We start from the raw sequence: 26542 nt of genomic DNA on the forward strand, positions 1-26542 counted from the left end.
CCGCCTCAAGCCCCTGTAACGACCGGCTCATTGCTCATGAGACCAGGCCGGGGACAAGGCCTTCGTCTCGCGGCTTCCTCCATCTAGAGGCCGAGATAGGCCTGTTTCACCGCCGGGTCGGCCAGCAGCGCCTCGCCGCTGCCCGACAGAACCACCCGGCCGTTCTCGAGCACATAGGCCCGGTCGGCGAGGCGCAGCGAGGCGGCGACATTCTGCTCGACGAGGATGATCGTCATGCCGTCTTCGGCCAGCCTGCGGATGATGCGGAACAGCTCCTGCACCAGCGCCGGCGACAGGCCCAGCGACGGCTCGTCGAACATGATCAGTTCCGGCTTGCCCATCAGGCATCGCCCGATCGCCAGCATCTGCTGCTCGCCGCCCGACAGGGTGCCAGCCGCCTGGTCCAGCCGTTCGCGCAGCCGGGGGAACAGGTCCAGAGCCCGGTCGAAGGTCTGCTTCGCGGCGGCTCGGGCGCGCGGGATGACCGCGCCCATCTCCAAATTCTCGCGCACGCTGAGAGTCGGGAAAATCTGCCGCCCCTCCGCCACCTGGCCGATACCGAGGTCGCAGACGACGTGGCTGGGCAGACCGGCGATGTCCCGGCCCTTGAACCTTATGCTGCCACGCGCCGGCTTCAGGATTCCGGCGATCGACCGGATCAGCGAGGTCTTGCCCGCCCCGTTGGCGCCGACGATGGCGGTGGTTCCCCCGGCCGCCACCTCCAGCGTGACGCCGTCGAGCGCCTGGGCATCACCGTAGAACAGGTCGAGGTCGGATACGGTCAGCATGGCATTGTTTCCATAGGCGGGAGAGCGCCTTCTATAGCCTGATCACTTCAGGAAGAACACGGCGCTCATCACCAACCCGACGGTGATGATGCCGGCACGCAGCGCCGTCTTGGGAATCCGCCGCCCGATCCGCGCGCCGGCATAGCCGCCGGCAACCGCGGCCACGGTCATCAGCAGCGCCTTCGGCCATTCGACGGCGCCGCCCGCCGCATAGGCGACCACGGCGATGGCGGTCAGCACGGCGGAGAACAGGTTCTTCAGCCCGTTCATCGCATTGAGATCGGTCATGCCGAACAGGCTGAGTTGCGCCAGCAGCAGGATTCCCAATCCGCCGTTGAAATAGCCGCCATAGACGGACACGGCGAACAGCGTCCCCAACATCGCTCCGTCGCCATGCAACCCCAGCGCCCGCAACCGTTGCGCCAGCAGGCCCCCGAACGCGAACAGCGCCGTGGCGACGAGCAGCAGCCACGGCACGATGCCGCGAAACACCGAATCGGGCGTCAGCAGCAGCAGCCCCGCCCCGGCCAGCCCGCCGGCAAGGCTGACGGCCGATAGGACCGGCAGGCCGAGCGAACCGACCGGCGCCAGATCCTGCCGATAGCCGTAGATGCCGCTGGCGTAGCCGGGCAGCAGCGCGACGGTACCGGTGGCGTTGGCGGCGACCGGCGGAACACCGGCATAGATCAGGGCCGGAAGGGTCAGGAAGCTCCCGCCGCCGGCAACCGCATTCATCGCCCCGGCCAGAAAGGCCGCAGCCAGCAAGATCAGTTCGATCATGATGTTAGGGCCGGGTCCTCAGCTCACGCCTGATGATCTTGCCGGTGGTGGTCATCGGCAGCGCCTCCAGGAACTCGATGGCGCGGGGGTACTCGTGGGCGGCCAGGCGTGTCTTCACATGCTCCTGGATCGATGCGACCAGGGCGTCGTCGGGTGTCACACCCTCCTGCAGGACGACGAACGCCTTGACGATCTCCGTCCGCAACGGGTCGGGCACGCCGACCACCGCGGCCATCCGCACCGCCGGATGGCCGATCAGGCAATCCTCGATCTCTCCAGGGCCGATGCGATAGCCGGCCGAGGTGATGACGTCGTCGTCGCGGCCGACGAACCGGATGTAGCCGTCCTCGTCGAGTTCGCCCTGGTCGCCGGTGACCAGCCAGTCGCCGATGAACTTCGCGGCGGTGGCCTCCGGATTGTTCCAGTAGCCGAGGAACATCACCGGATCCGGCCGATGCACGCCGATCAGCCCAAGGCGGCCGGGGGGCAACCGGTTGCCGTCGGAGTCGATCACCGCGACGTCGTGGCCCGGTGCCGGCCGCCCCATGATGCCGGGCTTCGCCGGCATCAGCGTCGCGGCCGAGGACACGATCATGTTGCACTCGGTCTGGCCGTAGAATTCGTTGATCGTCACGCCGAACGTCTGGCGCCCCCAATCCAGCAGACCGGCTCCCAGCGTTTCGCCGCCGCTGGCGACCGAACGCAGGGCGTAGGCATGGCGTGCCTGCGGGTCCTGCACCGTCCGCATCATCTTCAGCGCCGTCGGCGGCAGGAAGCAGTTGCGCACCCGGAATTCGGCCAGCAGGGCGAAGGCGGCCTCGGCGTCGAACTTCTCGAAACGGTGGGCGACGACGGTCACCCCATGGTGCCAGGCCGGCAGCAGGACGTCGAGCAGCCCGCCGATCCAGGCCCAGTCGGCCGGCGTCCAGATGCGGTCACCCGCCTGCGGGAACAGGTCGTGAGAAATCTCCACTCCCGGCAGATGGCCCAGCAGCACCCGGTGGGCATGCAGGGCGCCCTTCGGCTGGCCGGTCGTGCCCGACGTGTAGATGATCAGGGCGGGATCGTCGGCGGCGGTGTCGACCGGCGTGAAGCGATCCGAGGCGCCGTCGCACAGGCCGTGCCAGTCGAGGCAGCCGGGGCCGGAACCGTCGATGCGGAAAACCGCCTGCAGTGCGGGCAGCCGGTCGCGGATCTGCGCGATCTTCGCCGCGCCGGCGGCATCGGTCACCACGGCACGGGCAGCGCAGTTGGCCAAGCGGTATTCCAGCGCCTCCACGCCGAACAGCGAGAACAGCGGCACCGCCACGGCCCCCATCTTGTAGACCGCCACATGGCTGATGGCGGTCTCCGGTGCCTGGGGCAGCAGGATGCCGACGCGGTCGCCGCGCGCGACGCCGTGGCCGGCGAGAGTGTTGGCGAAACGGTTCGAAAGTGCACGGATGTCGGAGAAGCGGTATTCCTCGACCCCGCCGTCACGGCGCTTGTGGATCAGGGCGAGCCGGTCCGGCTCGGCCTCCGCCCATCGGTCGCAGACGTCGACGCCGATGTTGTAGCGGTTGGGCACCTGCCAGGCGAAGTGGCGGCACACCCCTTCATAGCTGTCCGCTTTGGGCAGCATGTCCGTTCCCTCCCAAGGGCTTGTCGTCGATTCCTTTGCGGAATCCTTGTGGCAATCATAGGGGCAACCGAGGCACCGCGTCACCTATCGGGAATAAGTTGCGGGTCTGCCATGTTGAAGACTGCGGAACCACCGTTTCGTGACGACCAAGAACAGGACGAAGCCCAAGATGAAAGCCAAGCCCTATCTCGCCGCCGCCCTCTCCGCCAGCCTGCTGGCGGCGCCCCTCGCCGGCTGCGCCCAGCCGGGCTACGGCGATTCCTCTTACGGCGGCATCTCCGCCAACAAGCAGACGGCAGGCGCGGCCCTGGGCGGCGTGGTCGGCGGCGTCGCCGGATCGCGGTTCGGCGGCGGCGCCGGCAAGCTCGCGGCGGTCGGCGTCGGCACGCTGCTGGGCGCCGCGCTCGGAAGCGCCGCGGGCGCCTCGCTCGACCGCGCCGACCAGACCTATGCCCAGCAGGCCGCGGTCAACGCCTACAGCGCGCCGACCGGCAGCACGATCCGCTGGAACAACCCGGAGACCGGCAACTACGGCACTTACACGCCGGTCCGCGACGGCACCGGTCCTCAGGGCCAGGTCTGCCGCGAGTACCAGACCACCATCGTCGTCCAGGGGCGTTCCCAGCAGGGCTTCGGCACCGCCTGCCAGCAGGCCGACGGAACCTGGCGCGTGGTGAGCTGACCGGGGAGCTTCATCCCCCTGCCGACCGCCGTCCCGAAGCGGCGGCGAGCGGCAGGGGGCCGGTTAGCGCACCGGCGATGCGCATCGCGCCGTCCCCATCCAGCCCGAGCGCGATGGCGGCCTCCTGCATCCGCTGCCGTCGCGGAACGTCGGCCCACAGGGCGAGCGCCCGCGCGGCGATGGCCCCGGCGGTTCCGTCGACGGCGCCGTTCCGGGCATCGACCGTGATGCTCCAGCCCAGTTCGGCGGCATCGCCGCTCGCCATGGCTTGGTTGTCGGCGACAACGGCCAGCAGCGTCGGGACCGCGAGCGCCGCCAGCTCGGCCATGGTGCCGCCGCCAGCCGACACCGCCAACCCGCTTTCGGCCATCAGCGCACCCATGCGGGTGCTGTCGATCTCCACCGAGACATCCGAACCCAATGCCGCGGCACGCTCCGCCACTTCGGCGGCGCGTGGATTGCTGCCCCCGACGGCGGCCACCAGCCGGCAGCCGGCGGGCCGCGCGGCGGCGAGCGCCTCGATCACCGGGCCGGTCAAGCCGCGCGGATCGGATCCGCCGAACGTCACCAGCAGCAGAGGGCGCATGCCGAGAGAGCGAAGCGGCTCGCGTGCCGCCAGCCGCACCTCACGCCGCAAGGGAGCGTAGGCGGGACCGAGCAGCAGGGCCGCTTCCGGCGCCATCGCCCTGTAGGGCAGCAGGGCGGCCTGCGGCGCGGCATTGACGACGATGTCCGCATGCAGCGGCGTCCCGTCGCCGAGATCGTCCCAGGCCAGCACCCGTGCGCCGGCAGCCTTCAGGCCGGCACGGTAGGCTTCACCGAAACGGTAGCCGTCCAGGATGACTGCACTGCCGTGCTCGCGCCGCAACAGCGAACGGGTGGCGGCCAGGTCGGCCGCTTCCCCAACCGGATCGGGAAGCCTGATCCGGTGGAACCCCTCGCCGGCAAGCCGGCGGTCGATCGCCGCGGTGGACTCCGCCATGGCGAACAACGGCTGGTGCCCCTGGTCGCGCAGGGCTTCGGCCACGGCGAGGCAACGCATGACATGACCGGTGCCGACGGCGGGAGAGGCATCGGCACGGATGATGATGACGGCCATGGGGGCTGGTCCGATGGGGCGCTGTTGGCGCGGGCAGGGCTGCGCGGCGGCATCTTGCCCCCGGAAACCGGGGGGAGTCCAGGGACCTCGGATAGGGAAACTGCCCCTCCCTTGCCGTGCTTCAGCTCTCCCGCCCGGCGATGACGCTCGCGGCGGCGGCCAGGCTCTCGGGGGTACCGATGTCGAGGAATCGCGCCTTGGCGATATGGGCGTTCAACGTGCCGGGCGGCAACGTCTCCAGCACGTCGGCTTCCAGGGACACCGCGCCCGCCGCGATGAAGCGGTCGACGAAGGCGGCGGAGAACAGGTAGACGCCGGCATTGATGGTGCCGCTGCCCGGCGCCTTCTCGAGGAAGCGGCGAATGCGACTGTCGGGACCGATTTCCACCCGGCCGAAGCGGGAGGCGTCGTCCACCGTCACGCACAGCACCGACGCCTCCGCCCCGGACAGGCGGTGGGACGCCACGAACGCGCGCAGGTCGGCGTCGAGGAAGGTGTCGCCGTTCATCACCAGGACGGTGCCGCTCCGCAGTTCCTTGCGGACATAGCCCAGCGCCCCGGCGGTGCCGAGCGGCCGTGGTTCGATCTGGCACACGACATCGATGGTCCCCGCCGAATCGCCGCGGGCCAGCCAGGCGGTGACCCGGTCGGCGAGGTGGCCCAGGCATAAAACCACGCGGCGCGATCCATACGCCGACAGGTAATCCAGCAAGTGGCCGAGGAAGGCGCGGCCGGCGATCGGTGCCAGCACCTTCGGCGTGTCTCCGAGAACGCCCCGGATGCGCGTGCCCAGGCCACCGGCGAGCACCGCGACGTCTATGTTGGCGAGAGCGTCCTCTGACCGCACCGACAGTCCTCTTCTTGAAGTTCCCGTTCGCCCCGCCAGCTTACGACGGCACGAGCGCCGGGTCATCCCTCCTTGAGCGACCCGCCGCGGCTATCGACGGCACCCGGCGGGCATAGTCGATAGCGGCGGGCGGGGGCGGACCGCAATGCGCAATTGCGCGCAAGCGGTGGCGCCCCCGATTTTTGCCGCCTTCATGGCGGATGGCGCGCGTCTCCGGCCAGCAGGCGCAGGCGACGCGCCGCCATGGCCAGGGCGGCGTCCTGGCCGTTCTCAACGCTGACGATGGCCATCGCCGGGAACCATGGCCTGACCGGGTTGCCCAGCGCCGACCAGTCGTCGGCACCGCTGAGTCGCCAGACGGGCGTTCCCAGGGCGGCGGCAAGCTCGCCCACGGCGGTCGGTGCGGTGATGACGAGGTCAAGGCCGGCCATCAGCGCCGCCACTCCCTCCAGATCGTTGCGCAGGTCGAGATCGGGCCAATGGTGCAGGACGGTGCCGAAACGCTCCAGCGCCTCCTCGCGTTCCGCGGCGCTTTCGTCATACTGCAAATTGACCAGGATCAGCCCCGGAACGCGCATGACCGGCAGCCATTGGCCGATGCGGCTGTAGGCGCCGGCCCGTTCCGCGGTAAGCCGGCTGCTGCGCCAGCAGATGCCGACCCGCAAGCCGGGACCGAGTGCTGCCAGCCGCGCGCGCCAGAAGGCCGCCAGGCCCGGATCGGCAGCCAGGAAAGGGGCCGCAGTGGGAAAGGCGGTGGGAAAGGCGGCGAGATCAGGCCGCAGCAGCGCCGCGACGGTCCCCATCGGGGCATGATAGTCGGCGATGTCCGCTCCGGCCTCTCCCCCGGCCGGCCGCAATTCGGCCCCCGGCAGCGCCCGGCGGAACAGCCCGGTCAGGCGCGGGTCGCATTCGACCACCACCCGCCCTGCCCGGCGGATCAGGTCGGGCAGCACGGTGCCGAACATGATCTGGTCCCCGAGCCCCTGCTCGCCCCACACCAGGATTCCTCGTCCGGCCGGATCCTGGCCACACCATTCGGGAATGGAGAAACGGCGCGCGCTGCCCCCGCCGGCGGCGAAGCGGAAGGCATAATCCTCCCATCCGCCGGCAAGCTCGCCGCCGGCCAGCCGCAACAGGGCGCGGTTCATGCGCGCATCGGCGCGGCCGGGGTCGAGCCGCAAGGTGCGCTCGGCACAAAGCCGGGCAAGCCGCGGCGCGCCGCTCGCCTGCGCGGCATGCCCGAGGTTCAGCAGGGCGTCAGGCAGGTCGGGGGCCAGAGCCGCCGCGCGGCGATGGGCCCGCATCGCCGCGTCCCAGCGCGATTGGCCGGCCAGGGCGGTGCCCAGGTTCGACCATCCCTTGGCCGATCCCGGGGCAAGGCGCAGGGCACGGCGGCTGCGGACCGCCGCCTCCGCGAAACGCCCCTGCCCCTTCAAGGCCGCGCCACCGGTGGTCAGCGCCCCGGCCAGCGTCGGAACGAGGGCCGCCGCGCGGGCACAGGCGGCCTCCGCCTCGGCATGGCGCCGGCCGGCCAGCAGCGCGGCACCGAGATTGCCCCAGCTCTCGGCGGACGAGGGCCGCAGCCGGATGGCACGGTGCAGGATCGTTGCGGCCCCGGTCGGATCGCCCGTTCCCTGAACGGCCACGGCGAGGTTGTTCAACGCTTCGACGAAGGCGGGGTCCAGGGCGACCGCCCGCCGGTGCCACTCGGCGGCTTCGGCCGTCCGCCCAAGCCGCAACAGGGTCACGCCACCATTGGTCCAGCCGGTCGCGCGGGACGGTTCGATCGCGACGGCGGTGCGGTGCCGCTCCACAGCCTCGCCAAGTCGGCCAAGCCCGCGCAGGGCAAGCGCCAGCAGATCGACGGCGGCGCCCGCGCGATGACCAAGCGCGAGCGCCTGCTCGAACGCCCTCGCCGTTTCCGCCGGACGATCCTGCCGGTAGAGCGCGGCACCGAGGCCGGCCCAGGCATCCGCGTCTCTGCCGTCGATCGCCAGCGCGGCCCTGTATTGCGCTTCGGCCTCCGCGGCACGCCCGAGATCGTTCAGCACGGCGCCCAGCCCGAGGCGGGCGTCGATCAGCGTGCCGTCGCGGGCGACGGCCTGCGTCAGGGACGCGAGTGCTTCGCTCCGCCTGTCCGTTGCATGCAGCAGCGTGCCGAGGTTGGCGAGCGCCTGAGGGTAGTCCGGCCGATGGGTCAAGGCGGCGCGGTATCGCTCCTCGGCCTCCCGCAGCCGCCCCAACGCCTGAAGCGCGCTGCCGAGGTTGTTGAGCGCGTCTGGGAAAGCAGGCCGCAGCGCCAAGGCCGTTTCGTAGGCGGCGACGGCTTCGGGAAGGCGGCCGAGCGCCTGTAGCACGGAACCGAGGTTGCCATGATAATCGGCGCCATCGCTCCGCCGGGCGATGGCGCCACGGATCAGCCGCTCCGCCTGGTCGTTGCGGCCTTGCTGGTGGGCGGCGACCCCCAACAGGTGGAGCGCTTCGGGATGCCCGGCGTCCATCGCAAGGATGCGGCGGTAGCTCTCCTGCGCCTCCTCCAATCGCCCTCCCCCGTGATGGCGCAACCCGGTGGCAAGCAGTTCAGCAACCCCGGCCGAGCGGTCGCCCGGAACGGGGGGAGCATGCGAAACGGGGCGATCCGACGACGGAGCATCGGGAGCAAGCCGGCGCAGCGTACGGGCCATCTCGGCAAGGGTGGCGGACAACGGCTCACCAGGAGCGGGCTGGAACAGCCGCATCGACGGGTACCAGGGTCGGACCGGTGTGCCCAGTTGCGTCCAGTCGCGCTCACAGAAGCGCCAGACCGGCGCTCCCAACGCGCCGGCCAGTTCGCCCACCGACATGGCCGGCGAGATCACCAAATCCAGCCCGGCGATGAGGGCGGCGACCCCATCGAAATCATCCTTGCGGTCGAGGTCGTCCCAGCGATGCAGGCGGATGCCAAAGCGGCGCTCGGCCTCCCGCAGTTCATCCTCGACGTCGCCGTATTGCAGGACCACCCAGTGGATGCCGGGCAGCTTGAAGAGGGCCCCCCAGGCATCGAGCGGGAGATAGGCCGCCCGGCGCTCGGCGGTCATCATCTGGCTGCGCCAGCCGATGCCCACGCGCAGGCCCGGTCCGAGTTGGGAGAGGCGCTGACGCCAGAGCCCGGCCAGGGCGTCGTCGGGCACGAGCCAACCGGCCTGCGGCGGAAAATCCGCCAGCCGCCGCCTGAGCACCCGGGGCAGCGATCCCATCGGAACATGCCGGTCATAGTCCGGAACCGGCATGCTTTCACGTCCGCCGGCGTCCAGCGCCTGAGCGCGGACCTTGAGGGACGGAAAGGAGCGGGAAAACAGCGGCACCAGCCGCCGGTCGGTCTCCACAATGACGGTTCGGGCGCGCCCGGCCAACTCCGGGCAAAGAGCCGAAAACAGGATGCAGTCGCCCACCCCCTGTTCCCCCCATACCATCAGCCGGTACCCGGCGGCATCCTCGCCCCGCCAAGGCTCCACACGCGGCTGCCGGCCACGTCCGACCTGCCCCGACCCGAACCGCCAGGCATATCCCGGCCATCCCCTGTCGAGGTCACCGACCTCCAGCCGCAGCAGCCCCTTGTTGAAATGGGCAAGGGCGAGATCTGGCCGCAACCGCAGTGCACGGTCGTAGGCGGCCTCCGCGGCAGTGGTCCCGCCGAGCCGCTGGGTGGCAAGGCCGAGATTGCTCCATGCCTCCGCGTAGGCGGGATCGAGCGCCAACGCTCCGAGATAGCAGCCTGCGGCCCCTTGATGGTCGTGAAGCCCCTGGCGGAGATGGCCGAGGTTGTTGCGGGCGGGCGCCTCCAGCGGTGCCAGGCGAATGGCGCGTCGATGCGCCCGTTCGGCTTCGATGAAGCGCTCCGCACCTCGCAATGCGTTGCCGAGGTTGGTGTGCGCCTCCGCCAGTACGGGATCGACCGCGAGCGCCCTGTGCCAAGCCGGCCATGCCTCTCCGGTGCGGCCTGCCCCATGGCGGGCATTGGCCAGGTTGTTCCAGGCGCCGGCGAAGGCGGGACGGCGCCGGATCGATTGGCCATGCAGGGCTTCGGCTTCGGCGAAGCGCCCCTGCAACGCGCGGATGCTGCCGAGATTGTCCGCGGCCTCTGCATGGTCCGGTGCCGCAGCCAAGGCTGCGTCGAAGCAGACGGCAGCATCATCCGCCTGCCCCAGTGCTTTAAGACAAAGCCCCAAGCCATTGAGGCAAAACGCATCTCTTGGAGAAGCCTTCAGGACTGCGGCGTAGCGTTCCGCCGCGTCCGTCAACCTGCCGGCGGCGTGCAAGGCCGCGGCCAGGGCCGATTGGACGCCAACGTCACCGCCGGAGTCTCCCAGGGCGCTTGCGGTGACGAGTGCGTCGGCGGCCTCCGCGCTCCGCCCGAGCTGGTGCAGGCTGATGGCCCGGTTGGTCCAGGGGCGTGGATCGCCCGGCAGCAGTTCTGCCGCCCGACCATGTGCCGCCAACGCTTGCTCCGGCCGCCCAAGCCCTTGCAATGCGGCACCGAGGTTGAGATGGGCGTCGGCCAGGGCGGGAGACAGGCGCGCCGCTTCGGCGTAGTGCACGGCAGCCTCTTCCAGCCTTGCGCTGCCGGCCAACAGCAGGCCGAGGTTGAAATGGGCGCCGACATGGCCGGGATCCCGCGCCAAGGCCTGACGCTGGGCATTCTCCGCTTCCGCCAACTTTCCAAGCCGCTGCAGCACGATCCCGCGGTTGGCGTGATAATCAGCCACCTCCGGAGCGTACTCGACGGCACGATCTATCAAATCAATTGCTTGCTCGTCATTCCCGATCTGATGGTTGAGGACGCCCAACAGATGGAGCGCATCGGCGTGGCGTGGTGACGTCTCCAACAGCCGGCGATACAGCGGCTCGGCCTTGTCCAGCGAACCCGCCTGATGGTGGCTGAGAGCCTGCGCGAAGAGGTCGGCAATATTCACGCTTTACCTTCAAGCAATCGTCTAAGGCGCTGAGAAGCTTTTGGTATCGCGCTGCCGACACCTTGTCCATGATCGGGCGGGATGCAGCGCATGCTGGGAAACCAGGGCCGAACCATGGTGCCGAGCTGCGTCCAGTCCCGATGCCCGAGGCGCCAGACCGGCACCCCCAACGCGGCAGCCATCTCCCCGGCGGATGAGGCTATGGTGACCGCAAGATCGAGGTTGGCCATCAGGGCGGCCGTCCCTTCGAGATCACCGACCTGATCGAGATCGTTCCAGCGATGGATGCGCAGGCTCAGTGCCTTTTCGACCTCCACGATCTCGTCATCCCGCCCATCATACTGCAGGCTGACCACCTGCAGCCCAGGCAGGCGGAGCAACGGCGCCCAGTCCATCAGATCGGTATAGGATCGGCGTCGCTCCACCGTGATGCGCCCGCTTGTCCAGGCGATCCCAATCTTCAGGCCGGGGCCGAGGCCATCGACCCGGCGTCGCCATTCGGCGACGCGGTGCGGGTCGGGCATCAGCCACCCCAGGGGCGGCGGATGCGGCACTGCGCGCCAGAGCAGGCGCGGCAAGGAGCCGAACGGAAGATGGCAGTCGGCGTCGCGCGCCTCCCCGCTCGGCGCCCGGACGATGGTTCCCGGGAAGGACCGCCGCATCAGCGACACCAGTCGCGGTTCGCATTCCACGATCAAGGGACCGAAACGGGCGAGCGCCTCGGGCAACAACGCGCCGAACATGAGCTCGTCCCCCAATCCCTGCTCCGCCCAGAGCAGAAGCCGCCGGCCGGCAAGCTCGTCGCCCTGCCATTCGGGGATTGCGAACGGACGCTTCGGGCGCAGCCGTCCGGAATCGAAGCGGACACGGTAGTCATCCCATCCCTCGGTCAAGCGCCCCTGGCGCAGCCGCAGGATGGCACGGTTGAACCGGCCGAGCGATTGGGAGGGATCCTGTTCCAGTGCGCGCGTGAATTCATGCTCGGCCGCCGCCTCGTCCCCGCTTTCCTGCAGCGCAAGCCCGAGGTTGGTCCGGGCGGCGGCGTAGTCGGGGAGCAGGTCCAGCGCCAGACGCTGCAAGGCAGCGGACTCCACCGCCCGACCCTGCAGGCGGCGGACGGTGCCGAGGTTTGTCAGCGCCTCGACCATCGCCGGCCTCACGTGCCGGGCACGGCTGAAGGCCGCCGCAGCCTCATCCATCCGCTCGGCAGCCTGCAGGGCGAGGCCCAGGGCATTCCACGCCTCGGCGTCGGCGGGATCCAGGGTGGCATGGCGACGATAAACGGGTGACGCGTCCTTACCACCACGCTGCAGCGCTCCGGCCAAAGCCAGCGTCGCGCCCGCATGGTCCGGGCGATGGTCCAGCACCGCCCTCAACACGGCCTCGCCCTCGCGCGCCCTGCCGAGGTCAAGCAAGGTCAAGCCATACGCGGTCTGCGCGTCGGTCAGGCCGGGATTGGCGGCGATGGCCCGGCGGAGCGAGGGTTCCGCCTCCGCCGGGCGACCGAGCGCACGCAGGACGATGCCGAGATTTCCCTCCGCCTCCGCATAGCCGGGACGCGCGTCCAAGGCGGCACGGTAGGCGTGCGCCGCCTCCTCGCACCGCCCCTGGGCGTTGAGGGCGTTGCCCAGGGTATTGGACGCCTCCGGGAAAGGGCGGCGCAGGCGCAGGGCGGCGCGCGCGGCGGCTTCTGCCTCGCTTGACCGGCCCAGCGCCTGAAACGCGAATGCCAGATTGGCGTGGTAGTCGGGGACGTCGCGTTTGGCGGCCACCGCCTTCCCGATCAGGTCGATGGCCTCGTGAAAGCGGCTGGTCTGGCAGGCGACCATGCCAAGCAGGTGCAGCGCATCGGGCTGCCGCGGCCGTACCGCCAGCGCCCGGCGGTAGAGTGCTTCCGCCTCCCCAAGGCGACCGGCCTGATGCAGCGGCACCGCCTGCCCGATCAGGGCGGCGGCGGTGCCGTCGGCGGAGTTCTGGGCCGCCCTGCCGGTCTTGCGCTGCTTGCTGCTCATGCTCCCGGTGTCATCGCTGTCGGCCAGGAGAAAGGCATAGCATGAATCGGGCGCAGCGGAAGGGGGCAGCCGTTGGCCGTCCCCTTCATCGGCTTTCCGGTCCCTTAGACCTCCGCAGGCACCGGCGGCTGAGGCGCCACGTTCACCGGCTCGGCGAGTTGGGCGTCCACCACCGCCACTGCCGTCATGTTGACCAGGCCACGGGTGGTGACCGACGGGGTGACGATATGGATCGGCCGCTGCACGCCCAGCAGGATCGGGCCGACATTCTGCGCATCGCCCAGGATCTTCATCATGTTGAAGGCGATGTTGGCGGCGTCCAGCGTCGGCATGACCAGCAGGTTCGCCTCGCCCTTCAGGCGGCTGTCGGGCAGCAGCTCCTTGCGCAGGGCCGGTGCCAGGGCGGCGTCGGCGTGCATCTCGCCATCGATCTCGACATCCGGCATCTCGGCCGATGCCAGCTCGACCGCCGCGCGCATCTTGCGCGCGGACGGCGTGTCGGCGCTGCCGAAGTTGGAATGCGACAGCAGGGCGACCTTGGGCTCGATGCCGAACCGCTTCACCTCCTCCGCCGCCAGCCTCGCGATCTCGGCCACCTGTTCGGCGGTCGGGTCGGGGTTGACGTAGGTGTCGGTGATGAAATGCACGCCCTTCTGCGAGATCAGTGCGTTCATCGTCGCCGCGACCTTCACGCCCTCGCGCAGGCCGATCAGGCCGCAGATGTGCGCCCAATGCTCGTTGAAACGGCCGGTGGTGCCGCAGACAAGCGCGTCGGCCTCGCCGCGGCGGACCATCAGGGCGCCGAAGACGGTGGGCTGGGTGCGCACCACGTTGGCGGCGTGGCTGGGCGACACGCCCCGGCGCCCCATCAGCTTGCGGTAGATTTCCGAGTAGTTGTGGTAGCGCGGGTCACGGATGACCTCGATCACCTCGACGTCCTGTCCGATCTTCAGGCGCAGCCCCATTTCGGAGATGACGCGCTCGATCACCTCGCGGCGGCCGATCAGCACCGGATGTGCGATGCCGTCGTCCACCACCACCTGGGCGCAGCGGACGACGCGCGGATCCTCGCCCTCGGCATAGACGACGCGCTTGGGCGCGGTCTTGGCCTTGGTGATGACCGGCTTCATGAACAGGCCGGAGCGGATGACATACTGGTTGAGCTGGTCGCGATAGGCGCGGAAGTCAGCGATCGGCCGGGTGGCGACGCCGGAGTCCATGGCGGCCCGGGCGACGGCGGAGGAGACCTCGACGATCAGGCGCGGGTCGAAGGGCTTGGGCAGGATGTAGTCGGGCCCGAAGCGCAGAGATTCCCCGACATAGGCGGCCGCCACCACGTCCGACGGTTCGGCGCGGGCAAGGTTCGCCATGGCGTGGGTCGCCGCGATCTTCATCTCCTCGTTCACCGTGGTGGCGCCGACGTCGAGCGCGCCCCGGAAGATGAAGGGGAAGCACAGGACGTTGTTGACCTGGTTCGGGAAGTCCGAACGGCCGGTGGCGATGATCGCGTCCGGCCGGGCGTCGCGCGCCAGGTCCGGCATGATCTCCGGTTCCGGGTTGGCGAGCGCCAGGATCAGCGGCTTCTCGGCCATCCGGGCGAGCAGCTCCGGCTTCAGCACCCTGGCACCCGACAGCCCGAGGAAGATGTCGGCGTCGTCGATGACGTCTGACAGCGTGCGCGCCTCGGTGTCGTGCGCGTAGGCGTCCTTGTACTCGTTCATCTCCTCGTTGCGGCCCTTGTGGACCACGCCGATGCGGTCGACCAGCCAGACGTTCTCCCGCTTGACGCCCAGCGACAGCATCAGGTCCAGGCAGGCGATGCCGGCGGCGCCGCCGCCGGTGGAGACCACCTTGACCTTGGAGATGTCCTTGCCGACCAGCGCCAGCCCGTTCAGCACGGCGGCGCCCACGACGATGGCCGTGCCATGCTGGTCGTCATGGAACACCGGGATCTTCATCCGCTCGCGGCAGCGGCGCTCGATCTCGAAACAGGCGGGAGCCGCGATGTCCTCCAGGTTGATGGCGCCGAAGGTCGGCTCCAGCCGGACGATGGTGTCGACCAGGGCGTCGACATCCGTCTCGTTCAGCTCGATGTCGAAGCAGTCGATGCCGGCGAACTTCTTGAAAAGGACGGCCTTGCCCTCCATCACCGGCTTGGCGGCCTGCGGCCCGATGTTGCCGAGGCCCAGCACCGCGGTGCCGTTGGTCACGACCGCGACCAGATTGGCGCGGGCGGTCAACTCCGCGGCCTTCGACGGGTCGTCGGCGATGGCCGTGCAGGCGTGGGCGACGCCAGGCGAATAGGCGAGCGCCAGATCGCGCTGGTTGGCCATCGGCTTTGTCGCGACGACGGCCAGCTTACCGGGCCGCGGGTTGCGGTGATACTCAAGCGCCATCGCTTCAAAATCGCCGGACATCGGGTCTCTTCCTCCGGTTAACTAGACTTCGGTTAATTTGTTGGTACGCTTTGCCAGAATGGCGGTTATAGCCCAACCGATGCAGGCCGCCAAAAGGAAAGGGACGATTCGAACCCAATCGAACCGTCCCCCTTACCTTACAGGATCCGAACGCCGGCCGAACGGGTCATCTCTGGTATTTCCAGATTTGGCGCCGCATGCGTGACCGGCATCCCATGCGGGCCTGGCCGCAGTCAGATGCGAGCCAGCTCCGGCTCCTTGAAGTGCTGCTGGTACTCGGACACGGCCTTGCTCTCGTCGAACTCGCCTTCCATCTTGGCGACCACCACCGTCGCCACGCCGTTGCCGATCAGGTTGGTGAGCGCGCGGGCTTCCGACATGAAGCGGTCGACGCCCAGCAGCAGGGCCAAGCCCTCGATCGGCAGCACGCCGGTGGCCGACAGAGTGGCGGCCAGCGTGACGAAGCCGCCGCCCGTCACCGCCGCCGCACCCTTCGAGGTCAGCATCAGGATGATCAGGATGTAGAGCTGCTGCCAGATCGTCAGATCGACGTTGAACGCCTGGGCGATGAAGATCGCCGCCATCGACAGATAGATGGAGGTGCCGTCGAGGTTGAAGGAATAGCCGGTGGGGATGACGAGGCCGACGACATGCTTCGAGCAGCCGAACTTCTGCATCTTCTCCATCATCCGCGGCAGCACGGATTCAGACGAGGAGGTGCCGAGCACGATCAGCAGTTCCTGGCGGATGTAGCGGACGAAGTTCCAGATGCTGAAGCCGTAGAGGCGGGCGATGGTCCCCAGCACGACGAAGATGAAGATCGCCATGGTGATGTAGACCGACGCCATGAGCTGGCCCAGCGCCGTCAGCGAGGAGATGCCGTACTTGCCGATGGTGAAGGACATGGCGCCGAAGGCACCGACCGGGGCGACGCGCATCAGGATGCCGATGACGCCGAACAGCGCATGGCTGATCTTGTCGAAGATGTCCTCGACCAGCTTGCCCTTCTGGCCCATGGCGGACAGCGCGACGCCGAACACCACGGCGAAGAACAGGATTTGCAGCATGTCGCCCTGGACGAAGGCGCCGACCACGTTGTCCGGAACGATGCCGACGACGAAGTCGACGAAGCCATGCTCGTGGGCGCTGGTGGCGTATTTCTGCACCGCGTCGGCCTTGAGCTGGCCGGGATGGATGTTCATGCCGGCGCCGGGGCGCACGAGGTTGACGATGATCAGGCCGATGCCGAGCGCGAAGGTGGTCACCACCTCGAAATACAGCAGCGCCTTGCCGCCGACCTTGCCGACCTTCTTCAGGTTGCCGATCGACGAGATGCCGGTGACCACCGTCAGGAAGACGATCGGGCCGATGACCATCTTCACCATCTTGATGAACAGGTCGCCCAGCGGCTTCATCTCCACCGCAAGGGCGGGATAGAAGTGGCCCAGCAGGATGCCGATGGTGATGGCGGTCAGAACCTGGAAGGTCAGGTTGGTGTAGAAGGGCTTCTTCACCGCACCGTGCCGGGCGGCTGTCGCGTCTGCGCTCATTCTCGTCTCCTCGTGGCGTTCCTGGAACGGAGTTCCTTGTCGGGGCGTCCGTTCTTTCGGCCGGCTGATGCCACTGGCCGGGCGGTCGGTTCCCGAACTGATTGCCAATGAAAGCAAGTGGCGGGCCAATTGCTGAATCCAGCAACATCAAGCATTTGCCGAAAGTGAGAGGGCGAGAATCCGCACGACTCCTGTACCCGCGATGTGCGAAAATCCACACACGCCCGCCATCGCGGACGCAATGTTGCGATGCAGCACGATGAAGGATGACGTTGCTTAGCGATCCGACAGGCAGGACGACAGAATCCGCCCTTCCTTCCCCGCCACAGGACGGGTGGCTGGCGCGTGCCATGGAACGGCCGCGCCGGCTGCTGCTGACGGCGCTGCTGCTGGGCGTCCCGGTGGCGGCCGCGGTTGCGGCCGGCTGGGCCGCCAGCAGGGCGGAGGCAGACCTCAAGGAAAGTGCCGCAGCGCAACTGGCGCTCTACAACGCCAATCTGCGGGCGGAGCTGGAGCGGCATGCCGCGGTGCCGCTGGCCCTGGCGCAGGATGCGGAAGTGAAGTCGCTGCTGTCCAGCCCGTCGCCGGAGCGCGTCGAGCACATGAACCGCAAGCTGGAGGACATTGCGCGGGCCTTGGACGCGCTGGCGCTCTACGTCATGGACAGCAAAGGGCAGACGATAGCGGCCAGCAACTGGAAGACCGCCACCAGCTTCGTCGGCGAGAATTTCTCCTACCGCCCCTACTTCCGCAAGGCGCTGGACCAGGGCGAAGGGCACCATTTCGCGCTCGGTACCACGTCCCTGGTGCCCGGCTACTATACCGCCTACCGGGTGCTGGCGGAAAACCGCACAGTGGGTGCCGTGGTGCTGAAGATCGGCTTCGACCGGCTGGAGCGCGCCTGGGGGCCGGGACAGGAGAAACTGCTGGTCACCGACCGCAGCGGCGTGGCCTTCATCACCAACATGCCGGACTGGCGCTATCATGCCCTGCCCCGGCGCCTGCCGATCGACCTGCCGCTGGTGCCGGAGGGGACCAGCGAGGGGCTGGACGTGCTGCCTTGGGCCTTCGGCGGCGCCAGCGACCGCATCGCGCTGGAGGAGCGGGGCGGGCCGCGGAGCTACCTGCTGACCTCCGTCGCAATGCCAGGCGGCGACTGGACGCTGCACAGCCTGACCAGCCTCGCCCCCGTCACCGTGCGCGCCTGGGTGGCCGGCCTCCTGGCGGCGGCGCTGGTGGCGCTCGGCGCGCTGGCGGCCTATGCGATTGCCCTGCGCCGTTCGGCGCTGGTGGAACGGCTGGTGATGCAGGAGGAATCGCGGATGGAGCTGGAGCGGCGGGTCACGGCCGCGAAGGCGGACCTGCGCGCGGCGGAAAACGAATTGACCCAGGCGGCGAAGCTGGCGGCGCTCGGCCAGATGTCGGCCGGCATCGCCCACGAGATCAACCAGCCGCTGGCCGCGATGCGCAGCTTCGCCGACAACGCGGTGGTGCTGCTGGAACGCGGGCGCGCAGATGCCGTCCGGTCCAACCTTGGAGAGATTGCGGAGCTGACCGACCGCATGGCTGCCATAACGCGCCAGTTGAAGGGCTTCGCGCGCCGGGCCTCCGGGACACTGGGGCCGGTATCGGCGAACGCGGCCGTGACGCAGGCTCTGCTCCTGCTCGATTCCAAGCTGCGGCGGGAAGACGTCACGGTCGAAAGCGACCTGCCCGACACGCCCGTCTGGGTGGTCGGCGAGGACGTGCGGCTCCAGCAGGTTCTCGTCAACCTGATCGGCAACGCGGCGGATGCGATGCGCGGCTGCCCGGTACGCCGGGTGCGCATCGCGCTGGTCGTCGCGGACGGCGAAGCCCTGCTGAGCGTGGCGGACAGCGGGACCGGCATCGCGGAAGCCGCGTTGCCGCGCCTGTTCGTCCCCTTCTTCACCACCAAGGAGGCCGGCGAGGGGCTGGGGCTGGGGCTTTCGATCAGCCATGGCATCGTCGAGGATTTCGGCGGCAGCCTGACAGCCGCGAACCGCAACGGGCTGCCGGGCCACGGCGCCGTGTTCACCCTCCGGCTCAAGACAACGGAGCAGCCCGCATGAGTCAGACCGCGTCCCGCAACGCCGACCTCCAGGATGCCGGCAGCGTCCTGTTCGTCGACGACGAACGCGCCGTGCGGCTGGCCGGCCAGCAGGCGCTGGAACTGGCGGGTTTCGATGTGACCGCCTGCGACGGGGCGGAGCGTGCATTGCGTCATCTCGGTCGTGATTGGCCCGGCTGCCTGGTGACCGACGTGCGGATGCCGCAGATGGACGGGCTGTCCCTGCTGGCGAAGGTGCGCGACCTCGACCCGGATCTGCCGGTGATCGTCATCACCGGGCACGGCGACGTGCCGATGGCGGTGGAGGCGATGCGCAACGGTGCCTATGATTTCCTGGAAAAGCCGTTCCCGTCCGACCGTCTGACCGAGACCGCCCGGCGGGCCGTCGAGAAGCGGCGGCTGGTGATGGAGAACCGGCGCCTGCGGGCGCAACTGGCCGGCGGCGTCGATCCGGCGGGCACCATCGTCGGCCGCACCGCCGGCATCGAGCGGCTGCGCGCCACCATCTCCGCCGTGGCCGACACCGACGCCGACGTCCTTGTCTTCGGCGAAACCGGCACCGGCAAGGAGATGGTGGCCCGGGCGCTCCACGCCGCCAGCGGCCGGCGCAAGAATCCCTTCGTGGCGCTGAACTGCGGCGCCATGCCGGAAGCCATCTTCGAAAGCGAGTTGTTCGGCCACGAGGCCGGCGCCTTCACCGGCGCGGCCAAGCGGCGCATCGGCCGCATCGAGCATGCCGGCGGCGGCACGCTGTTCCTCGACGAGATCGAAAGCATGCCGATGCATCTCCAGGTGAAGCTGCTGCGGGTGATCCAGGAGCGGGTGGTGGAGCCGCTGGGATCGAACGAGCAGGTTCCGGTGGATCTGCGCGTGGTCGCTGCCACCAAGGCCGACCTCAGGCAGGCGGCCGACGCCGGGCGCTTCAGGGCCGACCTCTACTACCGCCTGAATGTGGTGGTGCTGACCATCCCGCCGCTGCGCGAGCGGCGGGACGACATTCCACTGCTGTTCCAGCATTTCGTGCTCCAGGCCGCGAGCCGCTACAACCGTGAGCCGCGCACCCCGTCGCGCGACCAGCTCCAGCGCCTGATGGGACAGGACTGGCCCGGCAACGTCCGCGAGCTGCGCAATGCCGCCGACCGCTTCGTTCTGGGGCTGGAGGAGGCGGCGCCGGCGGCCGAACCGGCCGCGGCGGCGCTGTCGCTGGCCGAACAGGTCGACCTCTTCGAGAAGGGACTGATCCAGTCGGAGCTCGCGCGGCACCGCGGCAGCGTCAAGGCGACGATCGAGGCGCTCAGCGTCCCCCGCAAGACCTTCTACGACAAGCTGAAGCGGTATGGCCTGAGCCGCGAGGACTTCGTGGAGTGACCCGCCTCCGGCCATGGCCCCGCCACCGGCGGCCGGCCGGCCGTCCGGAAGCCCGGCCCATCCCCCATCGGGGCAATTGACGGACGCTTTCGCTTGCCGGCCGGGGCCGCGGTTCCCATGTGCCGTCTCCATCCGTCGGACAGGGGCCGCGGGTGGGGTGGCGGCGCGGACCTTTCCTTCGTGCTGCCTGTTGTACCAAAGGACCATGCAGCATCGACGTCGAAGGGGACGGCCTGAGAATGTCACCGAGGATTAGCACCATGACCCCCCGTCTCCTTGCGGAGCTTCTGGAACCGATCCTGACAGCGGCGGAAGACGACGAGGACGCCCTGTCGGAGGCGGTGAACCTGACCGCGGAAGCCATGGCGGCGCTCGGCGCCACCGTGCTCGACCCCAACGGGGAGCCGGCTCGCGGGGTGTCCGACGAGCGCGCCGTCGTGGCGGCGCTGAATACCCATGCCCACAACCTGATGCGCGACGGCCGCCTCGACGACGTCGTGGAGGCGCTGCAAGTGGCCGAGCGGATCGGCCGCCTTGCTCATCTGCCGCACCACCCGCGCACCGTCTGACTACTCTTTTGGGAGAAGGGCGCGGTCGTTCGTAGAAGCGGCTTCGCGGGTGCGGGAATTCCCTCCCTCCGCGCTGTTTGAGCGACGTGCCACCCAGCGCTCAACAGGGGAGGAGCCCTCGTGCCCACCGCGCATCACGAAGTCTCGCCGTCCAATTTCGAAGGCGAGGTCCTGTCCCGCCTGCAGGACGACCTGCTGCCGGATCATCTGCTGACCCGCCGATGGTACGCCGCGAAGGACGCCGGCCGTCCCACGGTGCGGATCGTCGATGTCCTGCCGCTGCCCCTGCCCGGCGGGACGCAGGCACAACTCTGCCTGCTCCGGGTCGAGCCGCCGGGCCGCGAGCCCCAGCTTTACCAACTTCCCCTGATCCTCGACCCGCTGGTCCAGGACCGCGGCACCAGTGACGACTCCTCGGTGATCCCCGGGACGGAGGATCTGCCGATCGCCGGCCGTCTGCGCGACGGGTACGCGGACGACGCGGTGGTGCGCGCGCTTCTCGGCGTCATGCTGACGGCGGGAAGCGACGGCGGCAGCCCGCTTTCCCAGGGACTGCGCGGCGGGCGCACGCAGGCCTGCGCCGCCATGGCCGACCGGCTCGCCACCGGCGCGCTGCACCGGATGAGCGCCGAGCAGTCGAACACCTCGGTCCGCATCGGCGGTGAAGCCATCATGAAGGGGCTGCGCAAGCTGGAGCCCGGCGTTCACCCGGAGCTGGAGGTCAGCCGCTTCCTGACGGAGGTGGCGGGTTTCCCCAACACCCCCGCTCTGCTGGGTTGGGTTGAGCGCTCCAACTCGTCGGGCTTCACCACGCTCTGCGTGATGCAGGAACTGGTACCCGACGCGAAGGATGCCTGGAGCCATCTCACCGGCTACCTGAACGACCGCGTCGCCCGCTTCGAGGATGGCGCCGACGCCCGCGCCGCCGATGACGGGATGTTCTCGTTCCTGCGCCTGCTGGGCCAGCGCACCGCAGAACTGCACCGTGCGCTCGCCACGCCTGGCGGCGGCGAGGATTTCACGCCCGAGCCGGTGACGGCGGAGCGGCTGCGCGGCTGGGCCGACGGTGTCCGCGTGCTGGCCGAACGTGTGCTGGAGCAGCTTCGCAGCTCGGTTCCCGCGCTGGACCGCGCCATCGCGGCCCAGGCCATGGCGCTGGTGGAATCCAGGTCGGCGGTGCTGGCGCAGATTGCCGCGCTGGCGCCGTCGGACGCAAATCTCTGCGCCATGCGGCTGCACGGCGATTATCACCTGGGACAGGTCCTGGTGTCGCATGGGGATGTGCAGATCGTCGACTTCGAAGGCGAGCCGATGCGCCCGCTGGCCGAGCGGCGGGCCAAGCATTGCATCCTGCGCGACGTCGCCGGCATGCTGCGCTCGATCGCCTATGCCGCGGCGATGGCCGACGCCGCGATCCCCGCACACCTCGACGGACCGTCACGCGATGCCCGCGTCTCTTGGCTCGGATGGTGGGAGAGCGGAGCCTCGGCCGCCTTTCTCGACGGCTACCGCGGTGCGATCGGCGACTGTCCGGGTTTCCCGCGCGAACCGCGGGTGGCAGCGGAGCTGCTGAAGCTCTTCCTGCTGGAAAAGGCGCTTTACGAGGTCGGCTACGAGCTGGCCAACCGCCCGGATTGGGTAGCGATCCCGCTTGCCGGCGTCACCGGGATCATCCGGGCCGATGCCGGGCCGGAGATCGCCAGCCGGGAGCGCGACCGCATCCCGCCGGTCGACGAGCGCCGCCGCAGCCATGCCATGCCCTTCGGCGCGGAGGTACAGCCGGATGGGTCGGTGCGCTTCTCCCTGTGGGCGCCAAGCGCCGCATCCGTCCTGCTGTCGCTGGAAGACGGCGGCCCGCCGCTGCCGATGGAGGACCAGGGCGACGGATGGTATGGCCTGACCACCGCGCGGGCACAGGCGGGCAGCCGCTACCGTTTCGTCCTGCCGGATGGGCTGGCTGTTCCGGATCCGGCCTCGCGCTACCAGCCAGACGACGTACACGGAGTCTCCGAGGTCATCGACCCCGGCGTCCATGCCTGGGCCGATGCCGCCTGGACCGGGCGTCCCTGGCACGAGACGGTGCTGTACGAGCTGCATGTCGGCACCTTCACGCCTGCCGGCACCTTCCTTTCCGCCATCGAGCGGCTGGACGATCTGGTCGAGCTCGGCGTCACGGCGATCGAGCTGATGCCGGTCGCCGACTTCCCCGGGGCGCGAAACTGGGGCTATGACGGCGTCCTGCCCTACGCTCCGGATTCCGCCTATGGCCGCCCCGAGGACCTGAAGACCCTGGTGCAGGAGGCCCACGCGCGGGGCCTCATGGTCTTCCTCGACGTCGTCTACAATCATTTCGGCCCGGAGGGGAACTACCTCCACGCCTTCGCCGGCACCTTCTTCACCGACCGTCACAAGACCCCCTGGGGCGCGGCCATCAACGTCGACGGCGAGCGCAGCCAGCCGGTCCGGGACTTCTTCATCCACAACGCCCTTTACTGGCTGGAGGAATACCACCTCGACGGGCTACGGCTCGATGCGGTCCATGCCATCCTCGACGACAGCGACAAGCATGTGCTGGAGGAACTGGCCGAACGGGTCCACAGCCACTTCCAGAACCGCCGCCATGTCCATCTGGTTCTGGAAAACGACGCCAACCAGGCGCGTTTCCTGACCCGCCATGGCGAAGGCGACCCGCGCTGGCACACCGCGCAGTGGAACGACGACCTCCATCATTGCCTGCACAGCGCCGCGACCGGCGAGGACGGCGGCTACTACGCCGACTACGCCCACGACCCGGCACGGCTGGGGCGGGCGCTGGCCGAAGGCTTTGCCTTCCAGGGGGATCCGTCGGCCTACCGCGACGGCGAACGCCGTGGCGAACCGTCGGCCCATCTGCCGCCGACGGCCTTCGTCACCTTCATCCAGAACCACGACCAGATCGGCAACCGCGCCTTCGGCGAACGCATCGCCCAGATCGCTCCCGCCGAGGCGGTGCGCGCCGCCACCCTGCTCTACCTGTTGGGTCCCGGCATCCCGATGCTGTTCATGGGCGAGGAATGGGCATCGGCGAAGCCCTTCCCCTTCTTCTGCGACTTCGGCGACGAGCTCGCCGAGGCGGTGCGCAAGGGCCGGGCGGAGGAATTCGCCAAGTTCCCCGAGTTCCAGGATCCGGAGGCGCGCGCCCGCATCCCCGATCCGACCGCGCCGGAAACGGCGGAGTCCGCCAAGCTGGATTGGGAGGCCCGCAGCCGGCCGGAGCATGCCGGCTGGCTGGACTGGTACCGCCGCGCGCTTGCCGTGCGGCGGACCGAGATCGTGCCTCGGCTGGACGGCAGTCCCGGCGGGTCCTCCTCCTACGAGGTGGTCGGCGGGACCGCCGTGAAGGTCTGCTGGACACTCGGCGACGGCAGCCGCCTGCACGCCTTCGCCAATCTCGCGAAGGGACCGGCCGCCGGCTTCCCCGAGGTCACGGGCCGGGTGCTGTGGACCGAGGGCGAGGGTTTGCAGGGGGATGCGCTGGCCCCCTGGTCGGTGGTGCTGTGGCTGGAGGAGTCGTCCGCGCTCGACCGGCTGGCGGACCGCATGGGCATCGAGCGCTCCTTTGACAATGCAGCAGGCGAGACGGTGAGCGCCAGCGAGGGCACCGTCCGCGCGCTGCTGACGGCCATGGGGGTGGACGCCGGGACCGACGAAGCTGCGACGGCATGCTTGGTGCGCATGGACCAGGAGGAGCTTACGCGCCTGCTGCCGCCGGTCGTGGTTCGCAGGGCGGGCGCCGCGCCGACCGTTCCGGTCATCCTGCCCGAAGGCGCGCGCACGCTGCGCTACACCCTCACACTGGAAAGCGGGGAGACGCAGAGCGGCGTGGTCGGCGTCGCCAGCCTGCCACGCTGCCGATGCTTCACCATTGGCGGCCGGCGCTATGCCGAGCGCCGACTGCCGCTCGGCGACCTGCGCCAGGCCGGCTACCACACGCTGAAGGTGGAAACCGACCAGGGCGTGGCGGAAACCCGTCTGGTTCTCGTACCCGCCCGCTGCCATCTGCCGACGCCGATGTTGGTAGGGGAACGCCTGTGGGGGATGGCGGCGCAGCTCTATACCCTGCGCAGCGACCACGACTGGGGCATCGGCGATTTCGGCGACCTGCGGACGCTGGCCGACATCGCCGCGGCGCGCGGGGCAGCGGTGATCGGGTTGAACCCGCTCCATGCCCTCTTCCTCGACAACCCGGACCATGCCAGCCCCTATTCGCCGGCCAGCCGGCTGTTCCTCAACCCGCTTTACATCGACGTCACGGCGGTGCCGGAGTTCCTGGACGACGCCGAAGCCCGCAAGCGCGTGGCATCGCCGGAGTTCAGGTCGGCGATGGAGGCTGCACGCTCAACGACCCATGTCGACTACGCCGCGGTCAGCGCCCTGAAGCTCCCTGTGCTGGAAGGGCTGTTCGCCCATTTCCAGACATCGGCCAAGCCGGAGCGGCGGGCCGCCTTCGACCTGTTCTGGACCGAAGGGGGCCGGGGGCTGGAGCGCTTCGCCACCTTCCAGGCGCTGCGCGAACATTTCGCGGCGGCCGGGAGGCCCGACTGGCACCGCTGGCCGGCCGAGTTCCACGACGCCGCGGCGCCCGCGGTCGCCGCTTTCGCCAAGGAGCATTCCGACAGGGTCGCCTTCTTTGCCTGGCTGCAATGGCTGGCTGACGACCAGCTCCGAGCGGCGGCCGAGCGGGCCGCCGGGTTGGGCATGGCGATCGGCTTCTATCGCGACCTGGCCGTCGGCGCCGATGCCGGCGGAGCGGAGACCTGGACGACGCCGCAGGTGGTGGTGGACGCGGCCCATGTCGGGGCTCCGCCGGACCTGTTCAATCCGGCCGGCCAGGACTGGGGATTGCCGCCCTTCCATCCCCGTGCGCTGCGCGAGGCCGGCTATCAGCCCTTCATCGAACTGCTGCGCGCCAACATGCGCCATGCGGGGGCGTTGCGCATCGACCACGTCATGGCGCTCCAGCACGTCTACTGGATCCCCGACGGCCATCCGCCGAGCGAGGGCGCCTATGTCCGCTACCCCATGGAGGACATGCTGGGCATCCTTGCCCTTGAAAGCCAGCGCCATCGCTGCCTTGTGGTCGGCGAGGATCTGGGAACCGTTCCCAATGGCTTCCGCGAGCGGATGGCGGAGGCCGGCGTGCTGAGCTACCGGGTCGTCTTCTTCGAATGGACCGAAGACGGCAGCTTCAAGGGACCGGACGACTACCCGGCGCTGGCGCTCGCCACGGTCGGCAGCCATGACCTCGCCACCTTGCGCGGCTGGTGGGAGGGCGACGACATCACGCTGAAGGCCGACAAGGGCCTTTACCCCGCCGCCGACGAAGCCGACAAGCAGCGCGCCCGCCGCGCCGCCGACCGCACCGCCCTGGTGGATGCCCTGCGCGCCGCCGGAATCGCCCTGCCCGCCGGCCTCACGCCCGACAGCCCCTACGACGACAGCCTGGACCATGCGGTCCACACCTTCCTGGCCCGCACCAACTCGGCTTTGGCGGTGGCCCAGCTCGACGACATGACCAGGGAGCGCGAACAGGTCAACCTCCCCGGCACCACGGACCAGTATCCGAACTGGAGGCGCAAGCTGTCGATGACGCTGGAGGAACTGGCCGACGCCGCCGAACCGGCGGCGGTTGCCGCGATCCTCGCCGCCGCTCGCCCAGCCTCGGCGCCCGTCGCCACCCCGGTCTCCGCTTGACACCACCCCTTGCAACCCCTGTCGCCATTCCCTGT

General features: G+C 69.4%; 14 protein-coding genes. 5 read left to right on the plus strand and 9 right to left on the minus strand.

The window, feature by feature from the left end; translation table 11 throughout:
• Positions 1-83: 83 nt before the first annotated feature.
• Genes J2850_RS08565 through J2850_RS08575 form a run of 3 tightly spaced genes read right to left on the minus strand, consistent with a single transcriptional unit; the run spans position 84 to position 3189 of the window.
• On the minus strand, positions 84-788 hold the full coding sequence (locus J2850_RS08565; RefSeq protein ID WP_209980590.1) for an ABC transporter ATP-binding protein: 705 nt from the start codon (positions 786-788) through the stop codon (positions 84-86).
• Positions 789-830: 42 nt separating this feature from the next.
• Positions 831-1568, minus strand: a complete 738-nt coding sequence (locus tag J2850_RS08570; protein ID WP_209980592.1) for a sulfite exporter TauE/SafE family protein — start codon at positions 1566-1568, stop codon at positions 831-833.
• 4 nt (positions 1569-1572) lie between these two features.
• Complete coding sequence (locus J2850_RS08575; protein ID WP_209980593.1) at positions 1573-3189, minus strand: acyl-CoA synthetase; 1617 nt, start codon at positions 3187-3189, stop codon at positions 1573-1575.
• Positions 3190-3358: 169 nt separating this feature from the next.
• On the opposite strand from J2850_RS08575, the gene J2850_RS08580 reads away from it, so the two are divergent.
• A complete protein-coding gene (locus J2850_RS08580) occupies positions 3359-3871 on the plus strand; it encodes an RT0821/Lpp0805 family surface protein (RefSeq protein WP_209980762.1) in 513 nt (170 codons plus the stop codon).
• Between the two features lie 10 nt (positions 3872-3881).
• On the opposite strand, the gene pseG is transcribed toward J2850_RS08580, so the two are convergent.
• From pseG to J2850_RS08610, 6 genes are all read right to left on the minus strand, one after another.
• Positions 3882-4970, minus strand: coding sequence for a UDP-2,4-diacetamido-2,4,6-trideoxy-beta-L-altropyranose hydrolase (pseG, locus tag J2850_RS08585; protein WP_209980595.1), 1089 nt, complete (start codon positions 4968-4970; stop codon positions 3882-3884).
• Between the two features lie 121 nt (positions 4971-5091).
• Positions 5092-5817 (minus strand): nucleotidyltransferase family protein, encoded by a 726-nt coding sequence (locus tag J2850_RS08590; protein WP_209980597.1) that lies wholly within the window; start codon positions 5815-5817, stop codon positions 5092-5094.
• A 191-nt stretch (positions 5818-6008) separates the two neighbouring features.
• Positions 6009-10769 carry a tetratricopeptide repeat protein gene (locus tag J2850_RS32210; RefSeq protein WP_307354208.1) on the minus strand — a complete coding sequence of 1587 codons (4761 nt, stop codon included), beginning with the start codon at positions 10767-10769 and terminating at the stop codon, positions 6009-6011.
• Complete coding sequence (locus tag J2850_RS08600; RefSeq protein ID WP_307354206.1) at positions 10766-12700, minus strand: tetratricopeptide repeat protein; 1935 nt, start codon at positions 12698-12700, stop codon at positions 10766-10768. The genes J2850_RS32210 and J2850_RS08600 overlap by 4 nt, the downstream gene beginning before the upstream one ends.
• A 185-nt stretch (positions 12701-12885) precedes the next feature.
• Entirely contained in the window at positions 12886-15198 is a 2313-nt protein-coding gene (locus tag J2850_RS08605) for an NADP-dependent malic enzyme (RefSeq protein WP_209980600.1), read from the minus strand.
• Between the two features lie 233 nt (positions 15199-15431).
• Positions 15432-16748: a dicarboxylate/amino acid:cation symporter gene (locus J2850_RS08610; RefSeq protein ID WP_209980601.1), complete on the minus strand. Its 1317-nt coding sequence runs from the start codon at positions 16746-16748 to the stop codon at positions 15432-15434.
• Between the two features lie 350 nt (positions 16749-17098).
• Between J2850_RS08610 and J2850_RS08615 the strand changes: the two genes are divergently transcribed.
• From J2850_RS08615 to treZ, 4 genes are all read left to right on the plus strand, one after another.
• A complete protein-coding gene (locus tag J2850_RS08615) occupies positions 17099-18838 on the plus strand; it encodes a sensor histidine kinase (RefSeq protein WP_209980603.1) in 1740 nt (579 codons plus the stop codon).
• Complete coding sequence (locus J2850_RS08620) at positions 18835-20205, plus strand: sigma-54-dependent transcriptional regulator (protein ID WP_209980605.1); 1371 nt, start codon at positions 18835-18837, stop codon at positions 20203-20205. The genes J2850_RS08615 and J2850_RS08620 overlap by 4 nt, the downstream gene beginning before the upstream one ends.
• Before the next feature lie 260 nt (positions 20206-20465).
• A complete protein-coding gene (locus J2850_RS08625; protein ID WP_209980606.1) occupies positions 20466-20774 on the plus strand; it encodes a hypothetical protein in 309 nt (102 codons plus the stop codon).
• A 120-nt stretch (positions 20775-20894) separates the two neighbouring features.
• Entirely contained in the window at positions 20895-26507 is a 5613-nt protein-coding gene (gene treZ, locus J2850_RS08630) for a malto-oligosyltrehalose trehalohydrolase (protein WP_209980609.1), read from the plus strand.
• Positions 26508-26542: the final 35 nt, after the last annotated feature.

The sequence above is a fragment of the Azospirillum picis genome, from assembly GCF_017876115.1.
Lineage (GTDB): Bacteria > Pseudomonadota > Alphaproteobacteria > Azospirillales > Azospirillaceae > Azospirillum > Azospirillum picis.

Coding starts and splice junctions, on each gene's coding strand:
- pseG (WP_209980595.1), bottom strand. CDS start 4,970: ATGGCCGTCATCATCATCCGTGCCGATGCCTCTCCCGCCGTCGGCACC.
- J2850_RS08625 (WP_209980606.1), top strand. CDS start 20,466: ATGACCCCCCGTCTCCTTGCGGAGCTTCTGGAACCGATCCTGACAGCG.
- J2850_RS08570 (WP_209980592.1), bottom strand. CDS start 1,568: ATGATCGAACTGATCTTGCTGGCTGCGGCCTTTCTGGCCGGGGCGATG.
- J2850_RS08610 (WP_209980601.1), bottom strand. CDS start 16,748: ATGAGCGCAGACGCGACAGCCGCCCGGCACGGTGCGGTGAAGAAGCCC.
- J2850_RS08620 (WP_209980605.1), top strand. CDS start 18,835: ATGAGTCAGACCGCGTCCCGCAACGCCGACCTCCAGGATGCCGGCAGC.
- J2850_RS08575 (WP_209980593.1), bottom strand. CDS start 3,189: ATGCTGCCCAAAGCGGACAGCTATGAAGGGGTGTGCCGCCACTTCGCC.
- J2850_RS08605 (WP_209980600.1), bottom strand. CDS start 15,198: ATGTCCGGCGATTTTGAAGCGATGGCGCTTGAGTATCACCGCAACCCG.
- J2850_RS08565 (WP_209980590.1), bottom strand. CDS start 788: ATGCTGACCGTATCCGACCTCGACCTGTTCTACGGTGATGCCCAGGCG.
- J2850_RS08580 (WP_209980762.1), top strand. CDS start 3,359: ATGAAAGCCAAGCCCTATCTCGCCGCCGCCCTCTCCGCCAGCCTGCTG.
- J2850_RS08615 (WP_209980603.1), top strand. CDS start 17,099: ATGGAACGGCCGCGCCGGCTGCTGCTGACGGCGCTGCTGCTGGGCGTC.